At 55.4% G+C, this 21,420-nt stretch carries 19 protein-coding genes; 8 read left to right on the forward strand and 11 right to left on the reverse strand.

The features are described 5' to 3' along the window. Positions 1-37 precede the first annotated feature (37 nt). Positions 38-2,167 (reverse strand): putative bifunctional diguanylate cyclase/phosphodiesterase, encoded by a 2,130-nt coding sequence (locus tag F3I20_RS18520; protein ID WP_150015351.1) that lies wholly within the window; start codon positions 2,165-2,167, stop codon positions 38-40. Positions 2,168-2,170: 3 nt separating this feature from the next. Here F3I20_RS18520 and F3I20_RS18525 point away from each other — a divergent pair, with 3 nt between their 5' ends. After that, complete coding sequence (locus F3I20_RS18525; protein ID WP_223811721.1) at positions 2,171-2,455, forward strand: hypothetical protein; 285 nt, start codon at positions 2,171-2,173, stop codon at positions 2,453-2,455. Between the two features lie 134 nt (positions 2,456-2,589). Here F3I20_RS18525 and F3I20_RS18530 read toward each other — a convergent pair whose 3' ends face one another. Both F3I20_RS18530 and F3I20_RS18535 read right to left on the reverse strand, forming a co-directional pair. Then, a complete protein-coding gene (locus F3I20_RS18530) occupies positions 2,590-2,829 on the reverse strand; it encodes a transcriptional regulator (RefSeq protein WP_150015350.1) in 240 nt (79 codons plus the stop codon). A gap of 407 nt (positions 2,830-3,236) precedes the next feature. After that, positions 3,237-4,619: a methyl-accepting chemotaxis protein gene (locus F3I20_RS18535; RefSeq protein WP_150038079.1), complete on the reverse strand. Its 1,383-nt coding sequence runs from the start codon at positions 4,617-4,619 to the stop codon at positions 3,237-3,239. A 347-nt stretch (positions 4,620-4,966) separates the two neighbouring features. Between F3I20_RS18535 and F3I20_RS18540 the strand changes: the two genes are divergently transcribed. Beyond that, positions 4,967-6,748 carry a bifunctional diguanylate cyclase/phosphodiesterase gene (locus tag F3I20_RS18540; protein ID WP_150038080.1) on the forward strand — a complete coding sequence of 594 codons (1,782 nt, stop codon included), beginning with the start codon at positions 4,967-4,969 and terminating at the stop codon, positions 6,746-6,748. Between the two features lie 24 nt (positions 6,749-6,772). Here F3I20_RS18540 and F3I20_RS18545 read toward each other — a convergent pair whose 3' ends face one another. Both F3I20_RS18545 and F3I20_RS18555 read right to left on the reverse strand, forming a co-directional pair. Further along, positions 6,773-8,356 carry a sensor domain-containing diguanylate cyclase gene (locus F3I20_RS18545; protein WP_150038081.1) on the reverse strand — a complete coding sequence of 528 codons (1,584 nt, stop codon included), beginning with the start codon at positions 8,354-8,356 and terminating at the stop codon, positions 6,773-6,775. A 397-nt stretch (positions 8,357-8,753) separates the two neighbouring features. Beyond that, positions 8,754-8,963, reverse strand: coding sequence for a hypothetical protein (locus F3I20_RS18555; protein WP_150015345.1), 210 nt, complete (start codon positions 8,961-8,963; stop codon positions 8,754-8,756). Between the two features lie 317 nt (positions 8,964-9,280). Between F3I20_RS18555 and F3I20_RS23980 the strand changes: the two genes are divergently transcribed. Next, on the forward strand, positions 9,281-9,421 hold the full coding sequence (locus F3I20_RS23980; RefSeq protein ID WP_156085420.1) for a hypothetical protein: 141 nt from the start codon (positions 9,281-9,283) through the stop codon (positions 9,419-9,421). 8 nt (positions 9,422-9,429) lie between these two features. Continuing rightward, positions 9,430-10,341: a GNAT family N-acetyltransferase gene (locus tag F3I20_RS18560; RefSeq protein WP_150038083.1), complete on the forward strand. Its 912-nt coding sequence runs from the start codon at positions 9,430-9,432 to the stop codon at positions 10,339-10,341. A 1-nt stretch (position 10,342) separates the two neighbouring features. Here F3I20_RS18560 and F3I20_RS18565 read toward each other — a convergent pair whose 3' ends face one another. Further along, positions 10,343-10,588, reverse strand: a complete 246-nt coding sequence (locus F3I20_RS18565) for a hypothetical protein (RefSeq protein WP_150038084.1) — start codon at positions 10,586-10,588, stop codon at positions 10,343-10,345. A gap of 228 nt (positions 10,589-10,816) precedes the next feature. Between F3I20_RS18565 and F3I20_RS18570 the strand changes: the two genes are divergently transcribed. The 4 genes from F3I20_RS18570 (at position 10,817) to F3I20_RS18585 (ending at position 14,596) form a co-directional block, all read left to right on the forward strand. Beyond that, positions 10,817-11,350: an SRPBCC family protein gene (locus F3I20_RS18570; RefSeq protein WP_150015342.1), complete on the forward strand. Its 534-nt coding sequence runs from the start codon at positions 10,817-10,819 to the stop codon at positions 11,348-11,350. Beyond that, the gene (locus F3I20_RS18575) at positions 11,351-12,517 is read left to right on the forward strand and encodes a zinc-dependent alcohol dehydrogenase (protein ID WP_150038085.1); all 1,167 of its coding nucleotides are present in this window, start codon (positions 11,351-11,353) and stop codon (positions 12,515-12,517) included. A gap of 320 nt (positions 12,518-12,837) precedes the next feature. Next, positions 12,838-13,383 carry a chorismate mutase gene (locus tag F3I20_RS18580; RefSeq protein ID WP_150015340.1) on the forward strand — a complete coding sequence of 182 codons (546 nt, stop codon included), beginning with the start codon at positions 12,838-12,840 and terminating at the stop codon, positions 13,381-13,383. Between the two features lie 22 nt (positions 13,384-13,405). Then, on the forward strand, positions 13,406-14,596 hold the full coding sequence (locus F3I20_RS18585) for a cytochrome P450 (protein WP_150038086.1): 1,191 nt from the start codon (positions 13,406-13,408) through the stop codon (positions 14,594-14,596). 28 nt (positions 14,597-14,624) lie between these two features. On the opposite strand, the gene F3I20_RS18590 is transcribed toward F3I20_RS18585, so the two are convergent. The 5 genes from F3I20_RS18590 to cscK form a co-directional block, all read right to left on the reverse strand. Continuing rightward, entirely contained in the window at positions 14,625-15,629 is a 1,005-nt protein-coding gene (locus F3I20_RS18590; protein WP_150038087.1) for a substrate-binding domain-containing protein, read from the reverse strand. Positions 15,630-15,658: 29 nt separating this feature from the next. Continuing rightward, complete coding sequence (locus F3I20_RS18595; protein WP_150038088.1) at positions 15,659-17,068, reverse strand: sucrose-6-phosphate hydrolase; 1,410 nt, start codon at positions 17,066-17,068, stop codon at positions 15,659-15,661. Further along, on the reverse strand, positions 17,068-18,438 hold the full coding sequence (locus F3I20_RS18600) for a sucrose-specific PTS transporter subunit IIBC (RefSeq protein ID WP_150015336.1): 1,371 nt from the start codon (positions 18,436-18,438) through the stop codon (positions 17,068-17,070). The genes F3I20_RS18595 and F3I20_RS18600 overlap by 1 nt, the downstream gene beginning before the upstream one ends. A 67-nt stretch (positions 18,439-18,505) precedes the next feature. Continuing rightward, positions 18,506-20,041, reverse strand: coding sequence for a carbohydrate porin (locus F3I20_RS18605; protein WP_150015335.1), 1,536 nt, complete (start codon positions 20,039-20,041; stop codon positions 18,506-18,508). A gap of 159 nt (positions 20,042-20,200) precedes the next feature. Beyond that, positions 20,201-21,127 carry a fructokinase gene (cscK, locus tag F3I20_RS18610; RefSeq protein ID WP_150038089.1) on the reverse strand — a complete coding sequence of 309 codons (927 nt, stop codon included), beginning with the start codon at positions 21,125-21,127 and terminating at the stop codon, positions 20,201-20,203. Positions 21,128-21,420 lie beyond the last annotated feature (293 nt).

A 21,420-nucleotide genomic window follows, 5' to 3' on the forward strand; every position in this document is an offset into this window, starting at 1 on the left:
AATCGCCTCCTCTCTTCGGCTGCCAGGGTCAGAATGTTCAGGGGGATGTGACATCGTAACCGCTGGCATTAGCGGGCACAGAATGCTCCTCGCCGTACAGCATCGCTTCAAAGTCCGCCGGTGTCAGTGGCCGGCACAGGCCATTGCCCTGCATAATGTGACATCCGGCTGACGTGACAAAGGCGATCTGCTCTTTATCTTCAACCCCTTCTGCAGCCACCCGAATACCCAGACTTTTGCCGAGTGCGGTGATAGATCGGAACATCATTCGCACGCGCATGCTGGAGTTCAGCTCGTGCGTCAGCGACTTATCGATTTTAAAACCCGCCACAAAGCTGTGGCGCAGCAGGTTAATAGCCCCCAGCGTGCGTCCGTAATGATCGATGACAAATGAGGCACCGGTACGTCGCACCGCTTCAACCTGAACCGGCATATCCTGCACCAGTACAGCCAGCAGAGGCTCATCTACTTCCAGCTCAACAAAACCCGCATCGCCGCCGGCACTCTCACGTATGACGGTTTCCAGGCTGTTCACTGTCAGCTGACGCGGAAACAGATTGATGCTGACGCGAAGCTCAGGCGATCGCACCTGCCACTGCCGGACCTGTGCCAGAGCACTGCGGATGATCCATTCCCCCAGCGTTACGGAAAGCGGGCTTTTAACCAGCATGCCGATGAAGTCGGCAGGCAACAGCAATCCGCGTGTCGGGTGCTGCCAGCGTACCAGCGTCTCACAGCCAGCCAGTTTTCCACTTTCCACATCGAAACGGGGCTGATAGTAAAGCGTGAACTGCTGCTGCCGCACCGCCGTTTCCAGTTCGCGCTCGAAACGGCGGCGCTGCTGCTCCGCTTCGCGAAACGCAGGCATAAACAGGATACTGCAGCCTTTGCCTGAGGCTTTGGCGCGGTAGAGTGCCAGATCAGCGGCGGACATCACCGCAGAGGGATCGCGACCGTGATCCGGGTAGGAAGCGATGCCTGTGCTGGCACCGACCACAACCGGCGAATCGTGATAGTGGAACGGCGTTTGTACGGCCGCAATCAGTTTTTCCGCGGTAATCGCCGCCTCAGCGCTGCCGCCCGCCAGCAGGATCACAAATTCATCGCCGCCCAGCCGCGCAGCCGTCACAGCACCGGCACACACTGCACGAATCTGCTCGGCCACGTGACACAGCAGCGCATCGCCTGCTGCATGTCCCAGCGTATCGTTCACCTCTTTAAAACCATCAAGATCGGTCATCAACAAGGTGTAGGGAACGCACGCTTTGGTCAGCTGCCCGACCTGATCCATAAACGCGCTACGGCTGGCGAGTCGCGTCAGCATATCCAGAGAAGCCAGCTCACAGAGCCGCGCCTCACTTTCATAGCGGGCCGTGACATCACGGATGATCATGCCCACCAGCCGCTCGCCCTCTTCACGCCAGCCCGAAAACGAGACTTCTGCCGGGAATTCACGGCCATCGCGCGTCACACCCCATATCTGCAACAAGCGTGGGTGTGAGATAGCCCCTTCGTCTGAGGTAATCCGGGCCAGCTCGTTACGGTAGTCAGTCTGGCAGCGCGCCGGGATCAGCTCGCTGACATACTGACCTTTCATCTCCTCTGCGCTGTAGCCGAAGAGGGCAGTGGCTGCCGGATTCCAGAAGGTGATGCCGCGCCGCAAATCGGTACAGACAATGGCGTCGGGTGAAGTGGATGAGATTGCCTGAAGCCGCTGCTGGCTGGTGTAGCGCAGTAACTCCAGACGATGCATCTCCATGCGATCCATCACCAGCGCAGCTATATCGGACAGATGCTTCCGATCTTCTGCAGCCAGCGGCTCACGCGGATGACTGTCAGTCAGGCAGACGGTGCCTATGTGATGACCATCCGGCGTTGTGAGCGGGATCCCGGCATAAAAGCGGATAAAAGGGTAGCCATGAACCAGCGGACTGTCGCGGAAGCGGGGATCTTTCAGCGTATCGGGTACGCAGAGGATATCGCCCTGCGCCAGGGTATGGTGGCAGAAGGCGACGTTGCGCGACGTACCGGAAATGTTCAAACCGTAGCGGGAGGCGAAAAACTGTCGCTTCTCATCGATGAGCGATACAAACGCAACCGGTACGCGGAACAGTCGCGCGGCAAGCGTGGTAAGGCGATCCAGCGCATCGGTCGGCGGTGAATCCATCAGATGATACTGCTTAAGTGCGTCAAGGCGAGCCGCCTCGGCATCATGATAAACTGGACGTTTCAGCGTAAATCCCCTCTGATGTTATCTGCTGTGGCCGGCATGACGCAGCATGAAGAGGACACGTTCAATCAGACAGGACACGCAGAACTGGCTGCCGACCCGCTGCCGGAAGAAAGGCCCGTCAGTGAACTCTGCAGCAAAACCCGCCGCAATGAGTCCGATAAAGCCAGCATCGCAGACAGCGGGATGCCGGTTAATACGTTATGCCGGGCAGTGCGATCGTGACGGTTTGGTTAATAGCGGACCGTGCCAGAACAATCCTGCCAGAGCAGTTAAGACGCGCGAATTAATGCGCTTCGCTTAGCTCTTTATATCGGCCTGAAATACGTTTACTTCAGGGAAAATAGTGGCAGAACGTCTTACTTTTTAGGCTTTGGGATCAGTTCGTAGTGCGGATGCTCTCCCGCCAGCAGCATCAGCAGTTCATATTCGCCCTGACTGAGCAGAGCAGGATTTTTTGATGCTTCTTTGGTCTGCCAGACGCGCTGGCTAAGGTCGAAACGTTCGGCTGCAATTTCCTGCGAAAGACCCGCCGCAAGGCGCAGCTCACGTACGTTACGCTGGACGGCAACAGGCCGCTGTAAAATCTGTTTTCCCATATGAAACGCTCCCCATACGGTGCCCCCGGTGAGATGGCCAGGCAACCGAATCCGCCTTTGGCCAACCCATAAATTTGGGTTAAGTTTTAAATGTGCGCGATCCCTGATCGTCAGGAAAGCGTAAAGCCCAGGTAAAACCACCGGAATGAACTGTATTTATGTTTAATTCGTGAATCGGATAATGATTGTACCGTTGAGAATAATCATCGTTATTCTGAATGGTAATAATGGTCAGCTAATGTTCAACATTAATTACCGTCTGAAAAGATGACCTTTTCATTCCGCGATAAAAAAGAGTGAGTATTAACCATTACTTTACAGAGCCATTGTCTGCGGATGAATAAAATATCTGATCACTGTGCCTGACCAGAATCCACACGGTCCCTTATTTTCAAACGATGCACATGTCAGTTCACTATCCCGGCAACCTGCGGCGGCAGGGTAAAGCGGGTAATGACGCTGCCTAGCGTTTCAGTCTGTCCACTGAGGCTGCCTGCCGTCGTCGAAACCTGCTGGACCAGCGTCGCATTCTGCTGCGTTACACGGTCAAGTTCAGCAACCGCCACGGTGACCTGGGCTATTCCTTTGCTCTGCTCATCCGAGGCCAGCGCAATCTGTCCGATCCGTTCATTAACCCCATCCACACCACGCAGCACGGCTTCCATAGTCGTTCCTGCACTCTCTGCTGCGCGTCGGCCATCATCTACGCGTGCCTCGGTATCGGCTATCAGCTCTTCAATCTCCTTCGCGGCGGCAGCACTTCGCTGCGCCAGTGAACGTACCTCACTGGCAACCACCGCAAAACCACGGCCCTGCTCGCCCGCACGGGCGGCCTCTACGGCGGCGTTGAGCGCCAGAATGTTGGTCTGAAATGCGATACCATTAATGGTGGTGGTAAACTCCCGGATTTTCTCTGATCCCTGCGCGATGCTGGTGATAGCTGCCGACACCCGCTGAACCAGCTCCACGCCCTGATGGGTCGTATCCGTGGTGCTGGCGGCCAGTTCACGCGCTTCGCGGGCATTCTGTGCATTGTGACGCACGGTAACCGTGATCTCTTCCATACTGGCAGCAGTCTGCTCCAGCGCAGCGGCCTGCGTGGAGGTCCGGTCGGAGAGATCGGCGTTACCCGCCGCGATGTCGCCAGCCTCACGATGAAGAATGGCTGCGTTGTCGTGAATAGCGCTGACCGTCTGTAACAGACTGTGCTGCATCTCTTTCACCAGCGGCACTAACTGCCCGACGCAGTTGCGACCCAGATCTTCCGGCTCGCGTGTCAGATCACCTCCGGCAATAATTTTTAAATGACCGCGGATTTTAGCTACCGGACGCACCAGATGGACGACCAGATAGCGGTCGCAAAACAGCAGCAACGCGAATGCTGCCAGCACAGCCGCCAGCAGTACGCGCTCAAGCTGACGCCGGTCAGCGTTAAGAAGAGCCTGATTTTGTGCAAGCTGCTGCATTACCTTATCCAGTTTCGCACGGGTGACAGTTGCATACTCTGAGGGTGAGGTCGTCAGTGCTGCGCGGACGCTATCCCAGTCAGCACTGACCGGAATTAAGGCGACCAGGGCGTTTTTATCTGCGGCTGTTCCGCCCTGCATAATAAGAGCGCTGCGCGCAAGAAAACTCAGTTGTTGCGTCAGAACAGCTGAGCGATCGGTCTGCCAATAGATATCCCGCACGATCTGACTGCTATAGCCACCTGCCAGTGCGACCACGCCCAGCGAAACGATCATTATCCACAACACAACGCGGCGAATAGTGAAATGCCTGAGTGAGTTCATGAGGTTTTCCCCGATGTTGTCATTGGTGTAGTTAAAATTAAACAAAAATAAGTTATGTCATCTACTTTAATGCGTTATTATATAGCGCACTATGTTTATGCTTACTATCCTGGCAGGATATTTCAGAAATTAAAAGTTTTTAACGACAAAATAATAGAATCGTCATTCATAAAATATTTCGTTAAAGAAAAGTGATTTGCTATTCTCTTCAGGTCTGGCAGGCGGTGTAATAAAAAATAAATCGTTATGGCTCTTTCTTTTTACAGAAATAGCCTGTAGTCATAACGCTATAACCTTCAATTTTTCTGTTTAATTTCGCTCCGTAATCAGACGGTGCGGAGGAATTCATGCTCATGAGCCTTAGCGGCGGCGACGATTGCCGTACGCGAACCCTGCACGCGCTGCGCAGTAACGACGAGAGTCGTGACGATGTGTTGCGACAGTTCGTCCGGCTGGCCAGCCAGGCCATTGGTATTCCCGGCAGCTTTATCTCCGTCCTGGATGATGAGATGCAGCACGTTAAAGCGGCGCACAATTTCACACTCACTCATTCCACGCGACAGGACTCGCTCTGCCGGCACGCCGTGGACAGTGACAGCACCGTGGTGGTGCCTGATACCCTGCTTGATAGCCGCTTTGCTGACCATAAGCTGATTACCGGCGCGCCTTTTATCCGTTTCTATGCTGGCGTGCCGCTTAAAAGCAGTACCGGTCTGATTCTGGGTACGCTCTGCGTGACCGACACGGCACCTCATCGCTTCAGTGACGATCAGGTAACCATGCTGAAAATGCTCGCTGCGCTGGTGATGTCCTTTCTTGACGCCTGGTACTCGGCTGGCTTTGCCGACCCGGTAACTGGCCTGCCCAATCGTCAGCGTCTGATCCGCGACCTGCAGTTCCTTGCCACCTCCGGAGACACCACGCCACGGCGGCTTGTGCTGATTGACTGTATCGATATGCCGCGTGCCTACGAACTGGCACGCTCAATGGGCATGGGGCCGGTTGAGAGCCTGCTGAAGGATGTGGCGACACTGCTGCCGCTGCGTCTGCGCCCTGCCCCGGGAGAAATGCTTTACACCGTAGCAACCGGACGCTTTGCCCTGCTGACACGACAGGAGAGCACACTCACTGCCAGTTGGGTGGCCAATAAACTGGCCGGGATCAGCGCCGATCTTGGCGATGGGCTGTCGGTTGCGCTGATGACACATACTGGTGAGGCAAGTTTCAACACGGGTGAATTGCCTGCCCAGGAGATCCTGCGGCGGGCGGGCAGCGCGTTGCACGAAGCCATTACCCGCAACGTTGCCTCAATGCCGTTCAGTGAAGCCACTGATACGCGTCATACTCAGGATTTCACCCTGATGCATGACCTGGCCACTGCAATACGCGAGGATAAAGGGTTATGGCTCGCCTGGCAGCCGAAAATCTGCCTTCACAGCGGTAAGCCGATAGGACTGGAAGCGCTGATCCGCTGGCAGCATCCGCAGCGCGGCGAACTTTCACCTGCGCAGTTTTTACCCGTTGCCGGGCAAACCCAGCTGCTTACCGAACTGACCGCCTGGGTCACAGAGCATGCGATTGCCCGCCTCGCCCGTCTTCGCGACAGCTATATTCAGTTGCCCATCACCATTAACGTCAGCAGCAGCGATTTTTCCCGTGACGGTTTTGCTGACGAACTGGAAGAGAAGATGCTAAGAGCGAAGCTGCCGGTTTCGCTGCTGGGCATTGAGTGTCTGGAAACAGAACGGATTCTGGAAAGTCCGACCGCGATACAGGGGCTTGAGATGCTGAAGCTACGGGGATTTGGTATTTCACTGGATGACTTCGGTACCGGCTACAGTAACATCAGTTATCTGCGGCGCATGCCGCTGGATGTGATCAAGCTGGACCGCTCACTGATCAGCGAAATTTCGTCTGACACTGCATCGCGTGTCATTGCCCGCAGTATTATTGCAATGCTCAAAGACCTTGATTACATGGTACTGGCCGAAGGCGTGGAGAATGCGGAAACTGTTACGGCGCTGACCGAGTTCGGCTGCGACCAGGCTCAGGGATTTTTCTACTCCAGGCCACTGCCGGAAGCGGCGCTGGATGAGTGGCTTGGCTGGCGATTACGCAGTAAGTGCTAATCCTGACTTCCCTGCCCCGCAATCTTATCTGGCAGACTCAGGCGTACTGAATCCGTCCGGCCCGGCAATGATCACCGTATTGCGCCCGGCCGCTTTTGCCTCGTAAAGCGCTTCATCCGCCCGGCGCAGCAGTGCCTCGCGATCGCGACTCTGGTCATCCCGTGAAGCCACGCCAGCGGATATAGTCATCGTCCCGGCGAACGGGAAGGTGGTGGCGCAGACGGTCTCGCGGATGCGTTCTGCGGTACGGGCGGCATCAGCCAGCGTGGTGTCAGGCAGCAGCAGTATAAACTCCTCGCCACCAAACCGGCTGACGATATCCCCGGTGCGACAGGCCTGACGCAGTAACGCCGCCAGGCTCACCAGAACCGCATCGCCTGCGTCATGCCCGTACCAGTCATTAATCTTCTTGAAATGGTCAATATCAATCGCGATGACACACTGTTCATGCTCACTGTCTGCCTGCGCCGCCAGGGCTGAAAATCCGCGACGGTTGCAGAGCCCGGTCAGCGGGTCGGTCATCGCCTCATCGTTAAGCGCGGCCAGGTGGCCTGCCACCGCATGGCGATGCTCCTGCACCGCTTCTTTGAGCCGGTCAGCCTCGTAATACCAGGTTTTGACCGTAGCGAGTGACTCCGCCTGTGCTTCACTGCCGCCATCCCGCACTCTGTCCGCCAGCTTTTCCAGTGGCGAAGCGATCCGACCAGCCATAAACGCAATTACGCTGGCCGTCAGGAGAATAATGCCCATAACGAACCAGATGGCGCTTTCCGCCGTGCGCAGCAGAATATGCCTGACCGTTTCAGAGGTGCCAGTTATAAATACGTTCCAGCCGGTTTTCTGCAGCGTGCCATAGCCGGTCAGATAGCTTTGCCCCCCCTTTTCCAGGGTAAAATGTCCACTTTCCGTGGTGGACAGGCGCTTCTGCAGGGCCAGACTCAGCAGCATCTTCGTTCCGACGAGCGTCGGATCATGGCTGAAAATAATCAGCCCCTCATTGCTGACCACGCTCACCGTCGATCCTTTGGTATAAAAATGCTGGCTCAGGATTTCGCTCAGCATGCTCTGTTTTTTTAGATAAATGGTGCCGCCGATATAACCCAGATAGCCCCCCTCTTCGCTGAACAGCGGCTGAGATAAAAACACCACATAGTTTCCGGCGGCAGAGGTAAAGGGCGCGGAGATAAAGGGCTTACGGGTTGTAATAGCCTGCAGACTGGCTGCTGAGTGAAGTTTCATGCCTGTCAGATTCAGGCTATCGGGTGAGGTTGCCGCAATGATGGCATCATGGTTAACCACTACTACCGAGTTGAAAAAGCCTGACTGCATGCGCAGGCGCTCGGTTTCTGCTTTTAGCTGCTTCAGATTGCTAAGGCCCTTGATCTGCGATGCACTCCAGGCCAGTTCCCGTTGCGCTGTCGTCAGGTAACGATCGGTGGTATCGGCCAGTTTGCGGGCATAGGCAATGTTTCCTTCAAGCAGGCTGTCTTCAATATTGGCCTTCTGAAACAGTAGCAGCGCACTCAGTAGCAGACCGGAGGTCAGAATGACGCCCCCAATGGAAAGTAAAGTCAGCAGCGAACGAAGGCGCATTTTTTTATGGAGCATTGCGGTCGGGATCCGGATCAAGTATCACCTGAGTGTAACAGTTGATGCTTAACGTCAAGGGAAGAAAAGAAGCGGATTTACAGTGGATCACGATGCATTGCCGGGCGCAGGACAAATCCGTACAGACTTGCATAAGGTCTTGTTGAGCATTTCTCAGGCACTGATAAACAGCAGTCTAAAATAATTAAGCAGTAATAATGAAACTGTTTAACCTGCGACTTTCTCAGGTGAGGTGCCTTATTATCGCTGAGCACCAGCGTGAGGTGCTGCAGGCACGAAAAATAACGGGGCATAATCTGCCCCGTTTATCATCGTGAATGAATTGCTCGTAAAACAGTTAAATTAAATCTGCGTTATGAATACGCAGTCAGGCACAGGCTTAATCATTGCGGTCGGATTAACGCCAGAACGACTTAATATAAGAACAACTGCTGAGTCTTTTAATAAACTGATGCGGACAGGTAAAGCGACACCCTTCCCACTCCAGATTAAACCACTGGAATTCATCATCTTTAATTTTATCCAGCAGGTTCATTGCCTGCATGGGCGTCTGGAAAGCATAAGCCTTCATCACGCCCTCTTTGGTACATAAATCAATATGGACCATATAACCCCCGGGAGTTAAAAAGATGGTGCATTTTATAATTATTGAACAGCCTGTTTAGCATAATCCATTTACCGGCTGCCGATTATCTGATTCCGTAATATTTACGTAAAAAACGAATATTTTTATTTTTTGGGCAAATTAGTCCCGTTGCATCAATTAATTTGACCATGTTTGCGTAACGTGCCAAAAATCGGGGAAATATTCTTTGTTTTTTTAAATCAGCACAGCCAGCGGCGATAACAAGTGCACAGGATGATGACGTTTATCTGACAGCATTTCCGGCATGTGAACCTGTGTGCGGCAGGCCCGGAATCTTTATGAAACGCCAGATATTCGTGCTGACCGATGCGATGGTGATGGTCATAAAGCGAACGCATCGTTTACACTCTCAGCAGCCTTATCGGCACGGTTCTGTAGTGTACGCAGAGAAGCAGGAGATTACTGACGGCGGGCAATAAGGAATTTTATGCTGAATTATATGTTATCGCTCTACCGTACTGTGCCTGTCTCATCTGAATGTCTCAGCGGCTGGCTGACCAGCTGGCTGGCGCAGCAGCAGGCCCGGTGCCACGATCATCACTTCTCCGCCGCCTTTCCCTGGCGTGAAACCGGCCTGCCCCAGCACACCTTTTTGCAGCGCGAACTGATGATTAATGGGCAGCGTTTTCTCACCGGCCCGCGCTATCTGGGGGGCGACCCCGCTCAGCCTTTTATTGAGATCGTGGCCCGTGATGGTGAACTGGATTACGCAGCCGCAGCCGGCATCATGCGTGAGTGGCAAACGATCAGGCCGCTGAAGATGCGTATTCTGCTGCCGGCAACCGATCCTGATATCGGTATAACCGATCAGCTGATTTACCTCAGCGTTCCGGGCTCACATTCCGCGTCTGACGACCGACAGATTTCGCTGATTACGGCCTGCCGGAAAGATTATTCCCTCTGTAGCTGTGCCATTAACCGCGCTTATCGTGCCAGCTGGCACACGCTGCCGCATCTGCGGGATCAGCTGATGGCCACCAGCAGGCAGGAATTACGGGACGATATTGCCGGGGGACATGTGTTTCTGATCCTCTGGCAGGGCATGATGGCGGGGTTGATGATTTGCGTGCCGCGACGACTGGCTTTTATTGAGGGATTTCAGATTATGGATGAGGTGATTCTGCCGGCGTATCAGGGCCGTGGACTGGCTGCACGCGCTCAGCAGCGTTTGCTGCAGCAGCTTCACCATTACTGCGGTCATGATGCGATGCTGACCGGCACCATTCTGCCCGGCAATACACCTTCTCTGCGAAGTGCGCAAAATGCCGGACGGCGCTGCGTGCTGAAATATCACTTTTTTACCCCCGCAGATCTACGGGCGGAGCGCCGGGCCATCTGAATCACCACAGCGCCAGCTCAATCAATTTATCCTGAATGCTGTAAACGCGCTGCTTCAGGTTCAGACCGTCTTCTGCGCCAATCCACTTTGCCTCAACCGCATGATTAATTTTTTCCAGTGCGATTCTGGTGCTGCTTTTCAGACCGTTGTGCCAGTTGGCATCCGCACGATTTGCCGCCTGTTTTTCCAGGGTCCCGACGAGTTCCGCGACATTTTTATCACTGGCTGACGTTTCAGTTACAGACATATCTGCCTCTTTTTGCTGCTAAAAATGATGAAACCAGCGGCACGTATTATACCGATTATCCGGCAGGCATGACGTCTTACTGTGCGCATAACCCGGCATGCATCGCAGAAGCTTTATAGCCTTGCAGAGATGACCAGCAGGGCGCGGCTTCGCTCGCAAAATTCCGCCAGCTGTCCTTAACTCAAACTCAGTAGTTTTGTTCCACTGAGAAAACTATCGGAGGACATTTTGACATCAACATCCCTGACTACCGCCAGTGATAATACCCTCACGCTACGGCGCTGGATTACTGTGGGCCTGCCCGCTACCGAGCTTTTTAACCTGTGGCTTGAGCCAGATACCCTGCCCCGCATTATGAGCCACTTTGCCAGCGTGACGCCGGTCAATAAAAGCGATGCACACTGGCAGATTGAGGGTCCACTGGGTAAGCACTACCGCTGGGATACCCGCATTGTTGAAGCGCAGCCAGGCGAAGTTATTGCCTGGCGCTCGCTTGAGGATGCAGATATTCCTAACGAAGGTGAACTGCGCCTGCGCCCGGCTCCGGGAGAATGGGGCACCGAGCTGGCTCTGACTCTGCAGTTCACGCCGCCGGGTGGCGCACTGGGAAAAAAAGTAACGACGTTATTTGATCTGCTGCCAAAAGAGGTAGCCAGCAAAGCGTTACATCGCTTTAAAAGTCTGGCTGAAACCGGTGAGATTCCTACCCTGCACGGGCAGCCTGCGGGTCGTCATGGCGGACGTCAGGATAAGGAGAAATAAATGCGCGCACTCTGCTGGAATGGCGTCAACGATTTAAGCGTTGAAACCGTGGCCGACCCCGGCCTGCTCAATCCTCATGATGCGATTATTCGCGTCAGGCTCACGACCACCTGCGGCTCCGATCTGCACGTCATTGACGGCCTGATCCCGAGTATGCGGGAGGGCGATATCCTGGGTCATGAATTTATGGGCGAGGTCGTTGAAGTTGGCCATGCGGTAAAAAATATCCGGCGCGGCGATCGGGTAGTCGTGCCCTCTTTTATCTCCTGTGGCTCCTGCTGGTATTGCCAGCATCAGTTGCCCTCCTGCTGTGACAATACGCATCCGCAGTGGGAGAAAGGCGAAACGGTGCTCGGTCATGCCACGGGCGGCATTTATGCTTACAGCCACGCGTTTGGCGGTTATGCCGGCTCACATGCAGAGTATGTTCGCGTGCCCTTTGCCGACAATGATTGCTTCGTCGTGCCCGAAGGCGTAACCGATGAGCAGGCGCTGTTCCTCTCCGATGCGACGCCGACCGGTTATATGGGTGCCGACTTCTGTAATATTCATCCGGGTGACACCGTGGTGGTCTGGGGCTGTGGCGGTGTCGGACTGATGGCACAGCAAAGCGCCTGGCTGATGGGCGCGCATCAGGTCATCGGTATCGATCGCTATCCTGAACGGCTGGCCATGGCACGCGACTTCGCAGGCAGCATAACGCTGGATTACACCGAGGTGGATATCAACGAAGCGCTGCTGGAATTAACCGGCGGGCGCGGCCCGGACAGCTGTATTGATGCTGTCGGCATGGAAGCCCGTGGTGAAGGATTAAGTCAGGTCTATGACAAGACCAAACAGATGCTGCATCTGGAAACGGATGTCGGAGCAGCCTTGCGCCAGGCGTTATATGCCTGCCGTAAAGGCGGCAACATCGCGATTCTGGGGGTGTATGGCGTGATGGATAAGTTTCCGCTGGGGCTGATGATCAATAAAAGCCTGACCATTCGTACCGCCCAGCAGCACGGGCAACGCTACATGCATCGCCTGCTGGAGCATGTTGCCAGAAATGAGCTTAATCCGGCTTTTATGGCGACACATCGTTTTCCACTGGAAGAGGCCCCGCGAGGCTATGAGATGTTCAAACACAAAGAAGATGGCTGCGTTCGTGCCGTGTTCGTGCCCTGAAAACACATAAACCGATTCGGGCGGCGCTGCCGCCCTGCGGGATCTTTCCTGAATCCTGAAAAAACCCTACTTATTCCCGGACGCTCAAAGAAAGATGAGAAGAGCCTGTTACGGCCAGGCTGAACCTGAATTAACCCACCATCATTCCATGCTGATATGAATTTTTTATGAACGCAAAGTCAAAAAAACACATCGGAATCAGACGCCTGTAAACACTAAGCAGTCACCCCTGCCTGTTCACATTTTGAAAACAAAATAATCACACTAAGTTATTTTTTCATGCATAAATTAGTACCAGTTTTCATTTATGGAGCAGACCAATGATGCAATATGTGGCAGTTTTTCTCTCTTCCCTGTTCATGTGCAGCAACGTTTTCGCAGGCTCGGTTTCTTCTGTATCACTCGATGCTCTTTCCACCGCATTGAATGAACGTATGCAGGTCATGAAGGCTGTGGCGGGTTATAAAGCGCAGCATCATTTATCCGTTGAGGATCTGCCTCGTGAGCAGGTTGTTCTGGATAATATGCTGCATAACGCGCAGCAGGCAGGACTTGAACCTCAATCGGTTGAGCCTTTTGTCCATGCTTTGATGAACGCCAGCAAAGCGATTCAGTATCGCTATCGCGCTGACTGGCTTTCAGCACCGGAGAGTGACGTATCCGTTGTCGATCTGGCCGTAACCCGGCAGCAGATTGAACGGCTGGATAACCAGGTGCTGGCTGCGATCAGCCAGCACCTGATGACCGGCACCTTCTCGCAGGAGGACAAAGCGTTTCTGATGTCACAGCTCACGGCACCCCACCTCAGTGAAAGTGATAAAAACAACCTTTTCGCTTCTCTCGCCCGCATTCAGCGCTCGCATTAATCCTTAAGCCGAGGAGTGAGCTATGCAGCTTCATGAACTGATGAACCCCGACTACGCTGACAATCCCTTTCCGCTTTATCGAGAACTGCATCGGCAGGGCCCGCTTATTCCGGCCGGGGATAAGATCATCATCAGCGGCAGTCACGCGGTGGTGGAAGCACTGCTGAACGATCGGCGGGTCGGTAAGAATTATATAGAAAGTGTCAGGTTAAGATTTGGTGATGCCGCTGCCGACATGCCGCTGTTTCAGGGCATCGGCAGAATGTTTCTGGTGCTGAATCCGCCGGACCACAACCGGTTGAGAGCACTGGTCATGAAAGCGTTCAGCGCCCGGGAAATTCATCCCCTCAGAGAGATGGCGCTGACGATAGCCAATGATCTGGTTGATGCACTGGCAGGCCTTCGTACCTGCGATCTGGTACAGGCATTCGCTTTTCCGCTACCGGTGCGCATTATCTGCAGGATGCTGGATGTCCCGGAGTCGGATGCGTCTGAACTGGGTCGCCTCACGTCTGTGCTGGTCAAAGTTTTCGACCCGCAAATCAGCCAGGCAGATCTGCTTGAAGCCGCCGATGCGTTTGCCGTACTGGAAAGTTACTTCAGCGCCCTGATCGTCGCTCGCCGTGACAGCAGCGCCCGCGATCTGGTGTCCCTATTTCTGCGTAGCGGTAGCGACGGTGACCGGCTAAGTCACGATGAGATCATCGCCAATGTGATACTGCTGTTTCTTGCCGGTCATGAGACCACCTCAAATATGCTCTGTAACATCATTCTGGCTCTGCATGACCATCCGCAGGAACTGGCATGTCTGCAACAGAATCATGCGCTGATACCCGATGCTATACAGGAGTGTCTGCGCTACGACAGTTCGGTCCAGATGCTTTACCGTACGACGCTGGAAGAGATTGAGGTGGCAGGCCAGCTCATTCCGCCCGGAACGCGTTTCTTTCTGAGTCTGGGCGCAGCCAATCATGACCCACTTGTCTTCACCTCGCCGGAGCGGGTTAATATCCGACGGCATGAGGGACGCTGCCTGGCATTCGGTGGCGGGATACATCACTGTATGGGCTACCGGCTGGCACTGGCAGAAATGGAGGTGGCGCTAAAGGTATTGCTGACCCGCCTGCCAGCGATGCGGCCGGTAACCACCGGGGTTCGCCGCAACCACAGAGCTAACCTGCGTGGTGTCAGCGCCCTGCCGGTCGAGTGGTGAAGCCGCCGGGGCCAGAAGCGCCCGGCATTTAGCCGCGCAGCCGCAGCGTGGCAGGCAGCACCAGCTGACTGTCTGCGGGATCATTTCCGGCAATCATCGTGGTCAGCATAGAAAAACAGGCCTGCGCGAGCGCCGGAACGTTCTGCTCTACGGTGTCGACAGGAATCGACAGTGAATCATAAAGATAGTGGTCATCAAAACTGGCGATGCGGATATCGCTGGTCAGTAGGTTATGCTCACTCATGTAACGCAGTACCCCTTCCAGCAGGCCGCAGGCCGCAGTGAACATTGCTTTAGGAGGACGCCCCAGCCGCTGACATAGCGCGGCAAACATCTCGTAACCGCTGCCGGGATGGTAGTTCCCCTGGATTACCCACTCCGGCTGCAGCGTCACACCGGCCCGCGCCAGCCCCTCTCTGAATCCCGCCAGACGATCCTGAGTCGGAGAGAGATCGGACTGTCCGCCCATAAAGTAGATCTCATCCGGACAGGCGCGCGCCAGCTTTTCAACCAGCTCAGCGGTGGGCGTCACGGAGTCGGTGATGACCCAGGGCAACGTCGTGTTGTTCATGTGGCGGTCAAACAGCAGCACCGGCAGCTGTTCGCTGAGGCTGACATAGTCGCTGTCGGTCAGCATACTGGAGGCAACAATCAGGCCGTCGACCTGACGCGCCACCAGATTGTTGACCACGACCCGTTCCTGACCGGCATTTTCGTCGGTACAGGCGATCAGCAGCTGCAGACCCGCCGCACGGCAGAGATTTTCCAGCGCATGAGAAAAGGCAGCGAAACCGTGGTTCGTGATCTCCGGCACTACCAGCCCCAGCGTATGACTGCGGGCATCGTGCAACATCCGCGCATGGATACTGGGCTGATAATGGTGTTCGCGGGCCAGCATCAGAACCCGCTCTCGCGTCTCCTTCGCGACCCGTAACTCTTCGCCACGGCCGTTGAGCACCAGGCTGGCAGTGGCTTTTGAAACCCCGGCCAGCCCGGCGATATCACTGATGGTAACGCGTTTTGTTTTTCTCACGGCAAGACATCGTTTAGGGAAACAAGGGCTTATTCTACCATGCAGCGACGTAACGACCAGTAGCGCGCCTGCAGTTCTGCGCGCCCGTGCAGAGTCAGCAGCGCCGGCTGGTCCGGAAAATAGCGGCTGCTCATCACCCCTTCCCCGTCGTTGATGAAGATCTCAACGCTGGAGTGGTCACACAGAATCTGTAACCGGCGGGCTGCCCCGGTCCAGTAACGATACGTCCATTCACCCGACACCAGGCTACGACGGGCAAGCCGCAGTTCGTTGTGCTGCCATGTCAGGATCAGGGTATCGGCGAAATTGAGTTCGATGTCGCCCTGGCTCTCAAGCTCAAGCTCAAGCCGCTGTGCGGCAATCTGCGGCGCATCATCGGCGCGGCCCTGATAGTGCTGCTCGTTCTCGCGCAACGCCTGCAGTTCCGCGATGGGCTGCTGACAGAGCCGCCCGTTACGTGAACTCAGCTCGCGCAGACAGGTCATCTGGTGGATCCAGCCCTGCGCCACGGTTGGCTGGGCCATCTCTTCACCGTCCGGCGTCCCCATCCAGCCCACCAGCAGACGCCGGCCATCCGCGGTCAGCGTGGTTTGCGGAGCATAAAATTCAAAGCCGGCATCCATTTCGTTCAGCGGGCCGTGCTGGTATGCAGGCTGATGATAATCCAGGTCGCCACTCAGCCAGGCGCACGCGTGGCTGTTCAGAAAGCGCTTCTCTTCGGGCGCAACACCCTGCGGACAGCAGATCAGATAGGTGCTGTCGCCGAGCGTGAACATGTCCGGGCACTCCCACATATAACCCGCGGCAGCCAGGCCGCCCAGTCCGCTGCCCGCGATCTCGCCAAGATTCTGCCACGCCCGCAGATTGTCAGAACGCAGCAGCAGCACCCTGCCCTGCCGCTCTATATTCTGTGCCGCCAGCACCATGTACCAGCCATCGTCATGACGCCACACTTTAGGATCGCGAACGTGGCCGGTATAACCCTCCGGCACGGCGATGACCGGGCCAAGCTTGTCAAAACCGCCCGCACTGTTCTGCTGCGCCAGGCACTGCCACGCCGTGCGCGAGCCATCGTCGAATTTTACGTTGCCGGTGTAGACCAGTGTCAGTACGCCGTTATCGTCGACTGCGCTGCCGGAATAGCAGCCACTGCGGTCATACTCCTCATCCGGCATCAGCGCGATGGGCTGATGCTCCCAGTTCAGCAGATCGGTTGAGCGCCAGTGCCCCCAGCATTTATGCTGATGCGCACAGCCCAGCGCGTTCCACTGGTAGAAGAGATGATAGTGACCGTCGAAATGAATGAAGCCGTTGGGATCGTTTAGTAGTCCGGTAACTGGGGCCAGATGCCAGCCGGGATAGTGGCTGTCGCTGAGCGCCTTTGGCATACCCTGCATCACCGCCTGCAGAATGGCGGCAAGACGTGTTGATGAAGCCATTATTCAGAGTCCGTTTTGTATTTGAGCAGATAAGAGATCACAAACGCGGTGGTGAACGCGATGGCGACACCGATGACATAATTGAGCAGAGAACCCGCCTTAACAATCGCCATGCCCGGCAGACCGGTCAGTCCGACCGCCGTCATATAAACATGGACCGACACCACCCAGGCACCGCCCAGCGCGCCGCCCACCAGACCCGCGATAAAGGGTTTCACAAACCGCAGGTTGATACCAAAAATAGCCGCCTCGGTGATCCCCAGCAGTGCTGAAAACGCGGAGGGCAGCGAAATTGCTTTGATCTTCGCATCGCGTGTTTTAAACCACACCGCCAGACAGGCCCCGCCCTGAGCGACGTTCGCCATTGCCCAGATAGGCAGCAGGAAATTAACCCCGATAGACGGGTTACCCAGCAGCCCCGCCTCAATCGCATGGAAACTGTGATGCACGCCGGTGATGACAATCACCGAATAGAGTCCGCCAAAGACCAGACCTGCCAGCCAGCCGGCATGCGCAATCAGGGTACTGAGCACAAAGGAGATACCATCGCCCAGCATACGGCCCGCCGGACCGATAATCAGAAGCGCGATAAAGCCGGAGATAATCACCGTCAGGAACGGGGTCAGGATCAGATCGAGCGCATCCGGGATCACCCGACGCAGCTGCTTTTCCAGCATGCTCATAAACCACACCGCCAGCAGTACCGGGAATACCGTACCCTGATAGCCAATCATCGCCACTTCAATGCCGAAGAAGTTCATGGTATGGAAACCGGCGGCGACGCCCCAGGCGTTGGTCAGCGCCGGGTGCGTCAGAATGCCGCCCAGCGTCGCTCCCAGAAACGGGTTACCGCCAAACTCGCGGGCCGCCGTAAAACCAATCAGGATTGGCAGGATAATAAAGGCCGCCGAGCTGCACATATCCAGCATGATGTAGAGTGCATTTTCCGGATTGACCCAGCCGTAGGTTTTAACCATCCCCAGCAGGCCCATCAGCAGGCCCGATGCCACGATCGCCGGAATGATCGGCACAAAGATGTTCGACAGCAGGCGAGCGATGCGCTGGAAAGGATTGAGCTTGCGGGCGGCAATATCAGCAGCTTCTGACTTGCTCGATTCGCTGATGCCCGCCTCGGCGATAAAAGCGGCGTAGACCTTGTTCACCACGCCGGTGCCGAAGATAACCTGAAGCTGTCCCGCGTTGCGGAAGCAGCCTTTAACGCCTTCAATCTGGCCAATCGCTTTCGTGTCCGCTTTCTCATCATCTGCCAGCACCAGCCGCAGTCGGGTGGCGCAGTGAGCCGCGCTGGCAATGTTCTCTTTGCCACCCAGCAGGGGCAGCAGGGCCCGCGATATTTTTACATAGTCCATACATACCTCACTCTTGTTATGTTTCTATCCGCGTGGCGTTCAGGCCCCGACAGCCGGAGCCGCCGGCTCAGAACCAGGTTTCCATCTGTACGCCGAAGTTCCATTCGCCGCCGGCATCGAAGCCTTTGCTGCCGAACGCGTCGTCACTGGCATAGTTATCCAGCCGGTGATCCCAGTTCATCCAGGTTGCAAACAGACGAATTTCCGGTCGTTTAAGGAAGTCGCCGACATCACCGGCTTTCAGGGTTGGCGCAACGGTGAGTTTGGTGAAGCTGCCGCTGACCGCATTACGGTTGTTGTAGCCTTCCGGACGCAGATCCATGTACTGATAAGAACCTTCATACTGCATCTCGAAGTTCTGCGTGATTTCCTGAATCAGCCGCAGGTTGACTGTCGCCCAGTCGTAGCTGTCACCTTTGACGTAGCGATCGTCACTGCGCTGTGCGAGTAAGGCGGGCGCAATGTGCCAGCCACCGCCGAGGGGAGTTGTACCGTAACTCGCCAGCCGCCAGGTATCCGCTTCCGGTAGCAGTGCGCCGTCAGATCCAATCGACTTCACCTCAGCGCCAAGGCCATGACCATAGAGCAGGGCTGTTTTCGACGTACCTTCTGTCAGCCCATAAAAACTGTCGTTATGCAGGCCCAGCAGCGCATGGACGCCGGTTTCTGCCGCATCGCTTTTGACACGGAGGCCGTCGATATCCCGACGATCGTCGTTATCTTTCGCCCGCATACCGCTGACCATCATCTGCACCGGGCCGACAAAATTATTCAGCGACAGGATGTAGTTCTGTGCGGTGTTTTCATTGTTTTCGATGTCACCAAAAGTACGACCATAAAGCGAGATGTTGCTGCGCGCCTGCTCGGCCCATTTCATGTCGTAAATACCGGCGCCGGTTCCGGCAAGGAAAACCACATCGGAGTCGAGCCAGTGAATATCGAAGTTATCACGATCAAAACGCTTACCGGCCCATACGGTTGCGTTATCAAACGCGCCGGTGAAGGTCGGAAGCTGGCCGAGTTCGACAAACGCCTGACGCAGGTTGAGATCGCTGCTGGCGGCCGTCCAGTCGTTGTAGGTGCGCTGTCCATCGGCCAGCATTGCTTTGAAGCGGGTTGTCGCACCATTGTCCAGCGTCTGCTTATGTTCGAGATTGAGCTCAACGTAGGTATCCGGCTCATTACCCAGACGCCCGACGTGACCGCCGGTTTCGCCAGCCGGGGTTACAGTCGGGCCGCCCTGCGTTTTGGCGGCGGAGCTGTTCATCAATAATCCTGAGCGGGCATAACCGTGGAACTCAAAGCCACCTTCATCGGCAGATTTTTGTTCCAGTTTCGCGGTGCGCTGCGCGACCTCAGCGGTGGAGGTCTGGGTCTGCTGCTGAACCGCCGCCAGCTGCTGAGCCTGTCTTTCAGCCATCTGGGCCTGTTTTTCGGCAACCTCTGCGCGGCTTTCAGCGGCATTCGCCCGCTGCTCAGCAGCCTGCAGTCGCTGCTCCATTGCAGCCAGGCGGGCTTCAATGCTGCTCATACTGGGATCGGCCCAGACGGGTGTGGAAAAGAATATTGCAGAGAGGGCGACGGCTAACGTGCTTTTTTTCATTTTTTATATCCCTGAGGAGAGGCTATCATCACCGGTATTTTTTGCTAAACCGGTTTAGGTGCAAATCATAGCCACGGGTAATTTCCCTCTGCAATGAAAATAGCTAAACCGGTTTAGTGATTGTGAGATAGCTCCCAAAACAGGGACGTTTCAGGATGATTAGCCAGCCAGCTCGTCCAGCTGGTGGTGCCAGGGAAGTGCTGTCATGGCTCCTTTTGCCGTGGTTGCGAGTGCGCCACAGCGTTGCGCAGTCAGCAGGCAGTTGGCAAGCTGCGATTCATTAACAGTCAGCCCTGACTTCGCCAGCTCCCAGAGTAATCCGGCCACAAAGGCATCACCTGCACCGGTAGTATCGACGCTGTCAACGGGCGTGGTGGCATGGTGGGTTATACGGCCCTGATAACAGGCCATCACCCCTTCCCTGCCACGCGTCACCAGTAATAAGCGAATGCTGAATTTTGCGGCCAGCTGCGGCATGCTGACAGCCGCTTCCTGACCCGGGCTGAGAAAATCGAGTTCTTCGTCGGAGAGTTTCACCACGTCTGTATGACTGAGGGCCTCATTCACCACCGTATGCAGCAGTCCCGGGTCGGGCCAGAGATCTTCCCGCAGATTTAAATCGAAACTGACATGGCCGCCTGCCGCCCGGATTTGTTGCATAGCGGTCAGCGTCGCAGTACGTGAAGGTTCCGCCGCCAGGGCTATCGAACAGCAGTGCAGCCATTCTCCACGGTGAAATTCAGGCAGATCTGACGGTTCAAGAAACAGGTCGGCACTGGGCCGCACCATAAAGGTAAAAGAGCGCTCCCCCTCCTCATCCAGACCGACCACCACGGTTGACGTGCGATGCTGTGAATCGGCGATCATATAGCGGGTATCAACATTCTCCTCACTGAGCGTCTGCCGCATAAACTCACCAAAAGGATCTGCACCCACCCTTCCGATAAAACCGCTGTTTCCCTGTAGTCGGGCAATGCCAACGGCAACATTAGCGGGTGCTCCACCAGGACACTGCATCAGGCGGCCCGGCATTTCGGGTAGCAAATCGACCACGGCATCCCCGAGGCACCATACGCGAACAGACATAAAAAACTCCTCTGATTAAACCTGAAAGCTAAACCGTTTTAGCTATAGCGCTAAACAGCGTAAGGTTCAAGCGTTAACATGCTTAAGTGATATATGATTAACAGAAGACCTGAATAGTCAGAGGACATCACAGGCACATGCCCGGCAAATACGTGTAGAGTGCAGGAGTAAAAATCCGCCTTCATAGAAGGCGGCTTTGTTTTCCGCCCCATGGGGGCGTACTAAGTTCGGACTCTTAGAGCCCTCTCTTTACACCTCATGAAGCGACAGTTGTTTATCTTCAACTTCATGCT

Origin of the sequence: Candidatus Pantoea gossypiicola, from assembly GCF_008632075.1 — a bacterium.
GTDB classification, from domain to species: domain Bacteria; phylum Pseudomonadota; class Gammaproteobacteria; order Enterobacterales; family Enterobacteriaceae; genus Pantoea; species Pantoea gossypiicola.

Excerpts from the sequence above, each read along its gene's own strand:
- F3I20_RS18540 (WP_150038080.1), top strand. The coding sequence starts at position 4,967 with ATGCTCATGAGCCTTAGCGGCGGCGACGATTGCCGTACGCGAACCCTG.
- F3I20_RS18530 (WP_150015350.1), bottom strand. The coding sequence starts at position 2,829 with ATGGGAAAACAGATTTTACAGCGGCCTGTTGCCGTCCAGCGTAACGTA.
- F3I20_RS18560 (WP_150038083.1), top strand. The coding sequence starts at position 9,430 with ATGCTGAATTATATGTTATCGCTCTACCGTACTGTGCCTGTCTCATCT.
- F3I20_RS18525 (WP_223811721.1), top strand. The coding sequence starts at position 2,171 with ATGATACTGCTTAAGTGCGTCAAGGCGAGCCGCCTCGGCATCATGATA.
- F3I20_RS18605 (WP_150015335.1), bottom strand. The coding sequence starts at position 20,041 with ATGAAAAAAAGCACGTTAGCCGTCGCCCTCTCTGCAATATTCTTTTCC.
- F3I20_RS18555 (WP_150015345.1), bottom strand. The coding sequence starts at position 8,963 with ATGGTCCATATTGATTTATGTACCAAAGAGGGCGTGATGAAGGCTTAT.
- cscK (WP_150038089.1), bottom strand. The coding sequence starts at position 21,127 with ATGTCTGTTCGCGTATGGTGCCTCGGGGATGCCGTGGTCGATTTGCTA.
- F3I20_RS18535 (WP_150038079.1), bottom strand. The coding sequence starts at position 4,619 with ATGAACTCACTCAGGCATTTCACTATTCGCCGCGTTGTGTTGTGGATA.
- F3I20_RS23980 (WP_156085420.1), top strand. The coding sequence starts at position 9,281 with ATGAAACGCCAGATATTCGTGCTGACCGATGCGATGGTGATGGTCATA.
- F3I20_RS18565 (WP_150038084.1), bottom strand. The coding sequence starts at position 10,588 with ATGTCTGTAACTGAAACGTCAGCCAGTGATAAAAATGTCGCGGAACTC.
- F3I20_RS18600 (WP_150015336.1), bottom strand. The coding sequence starts at position 18,438 with ATGGACTATGTAAAAATATCGCGGGCCCTGCTGCCCCTGCTGGGTGGC.
- F3I20_RS18545 (WP_150038081.1), bottom strand. The coding sequence starts at position 8,356 with ATGCTCCATAAAAAAATGCGCCTTCGTTCGCTGCTGACTTTACTTTCC.
- F3I20_RS18520 (WP_150015351.1), bottom strand. The coding sequence starts at position 2,167 with ATGGATTCACCGCCGACCGATGCGCTGGATCGCCTTACCACGCTTGCC.
- F3I20_RS18595 (WP_150038088.1), bottom strand. The coding sequence starts at position 17,068 with ATGGCTTCATCAACACGTCTTGCCGCCATTCTGCAGGCGGTGATGCAG.
- F3I20_RS18575 (WP_150038085.1), top strand. The coding sequence starts at position 11,351 with ATGCGCGCACTCTGCTGGAATGGCGTCAACGATTTAAGCGTTGAAACC.
- F3I20_RS18580 (WP_150015340.1), top strand. The coding sequence starts at position 12,838 with ATGATGCAATATGTGGCAGTTTTTCTCTCTTCCCTGTTCATGTGCAGC.
- F3I20_RS18585 (WP_150038086.1), top strand. The coding sequence starts at position 13,406 with ATGCAGCTTCATGAACTGATGAACCCCGACTACGCTGACAATCCCTTT.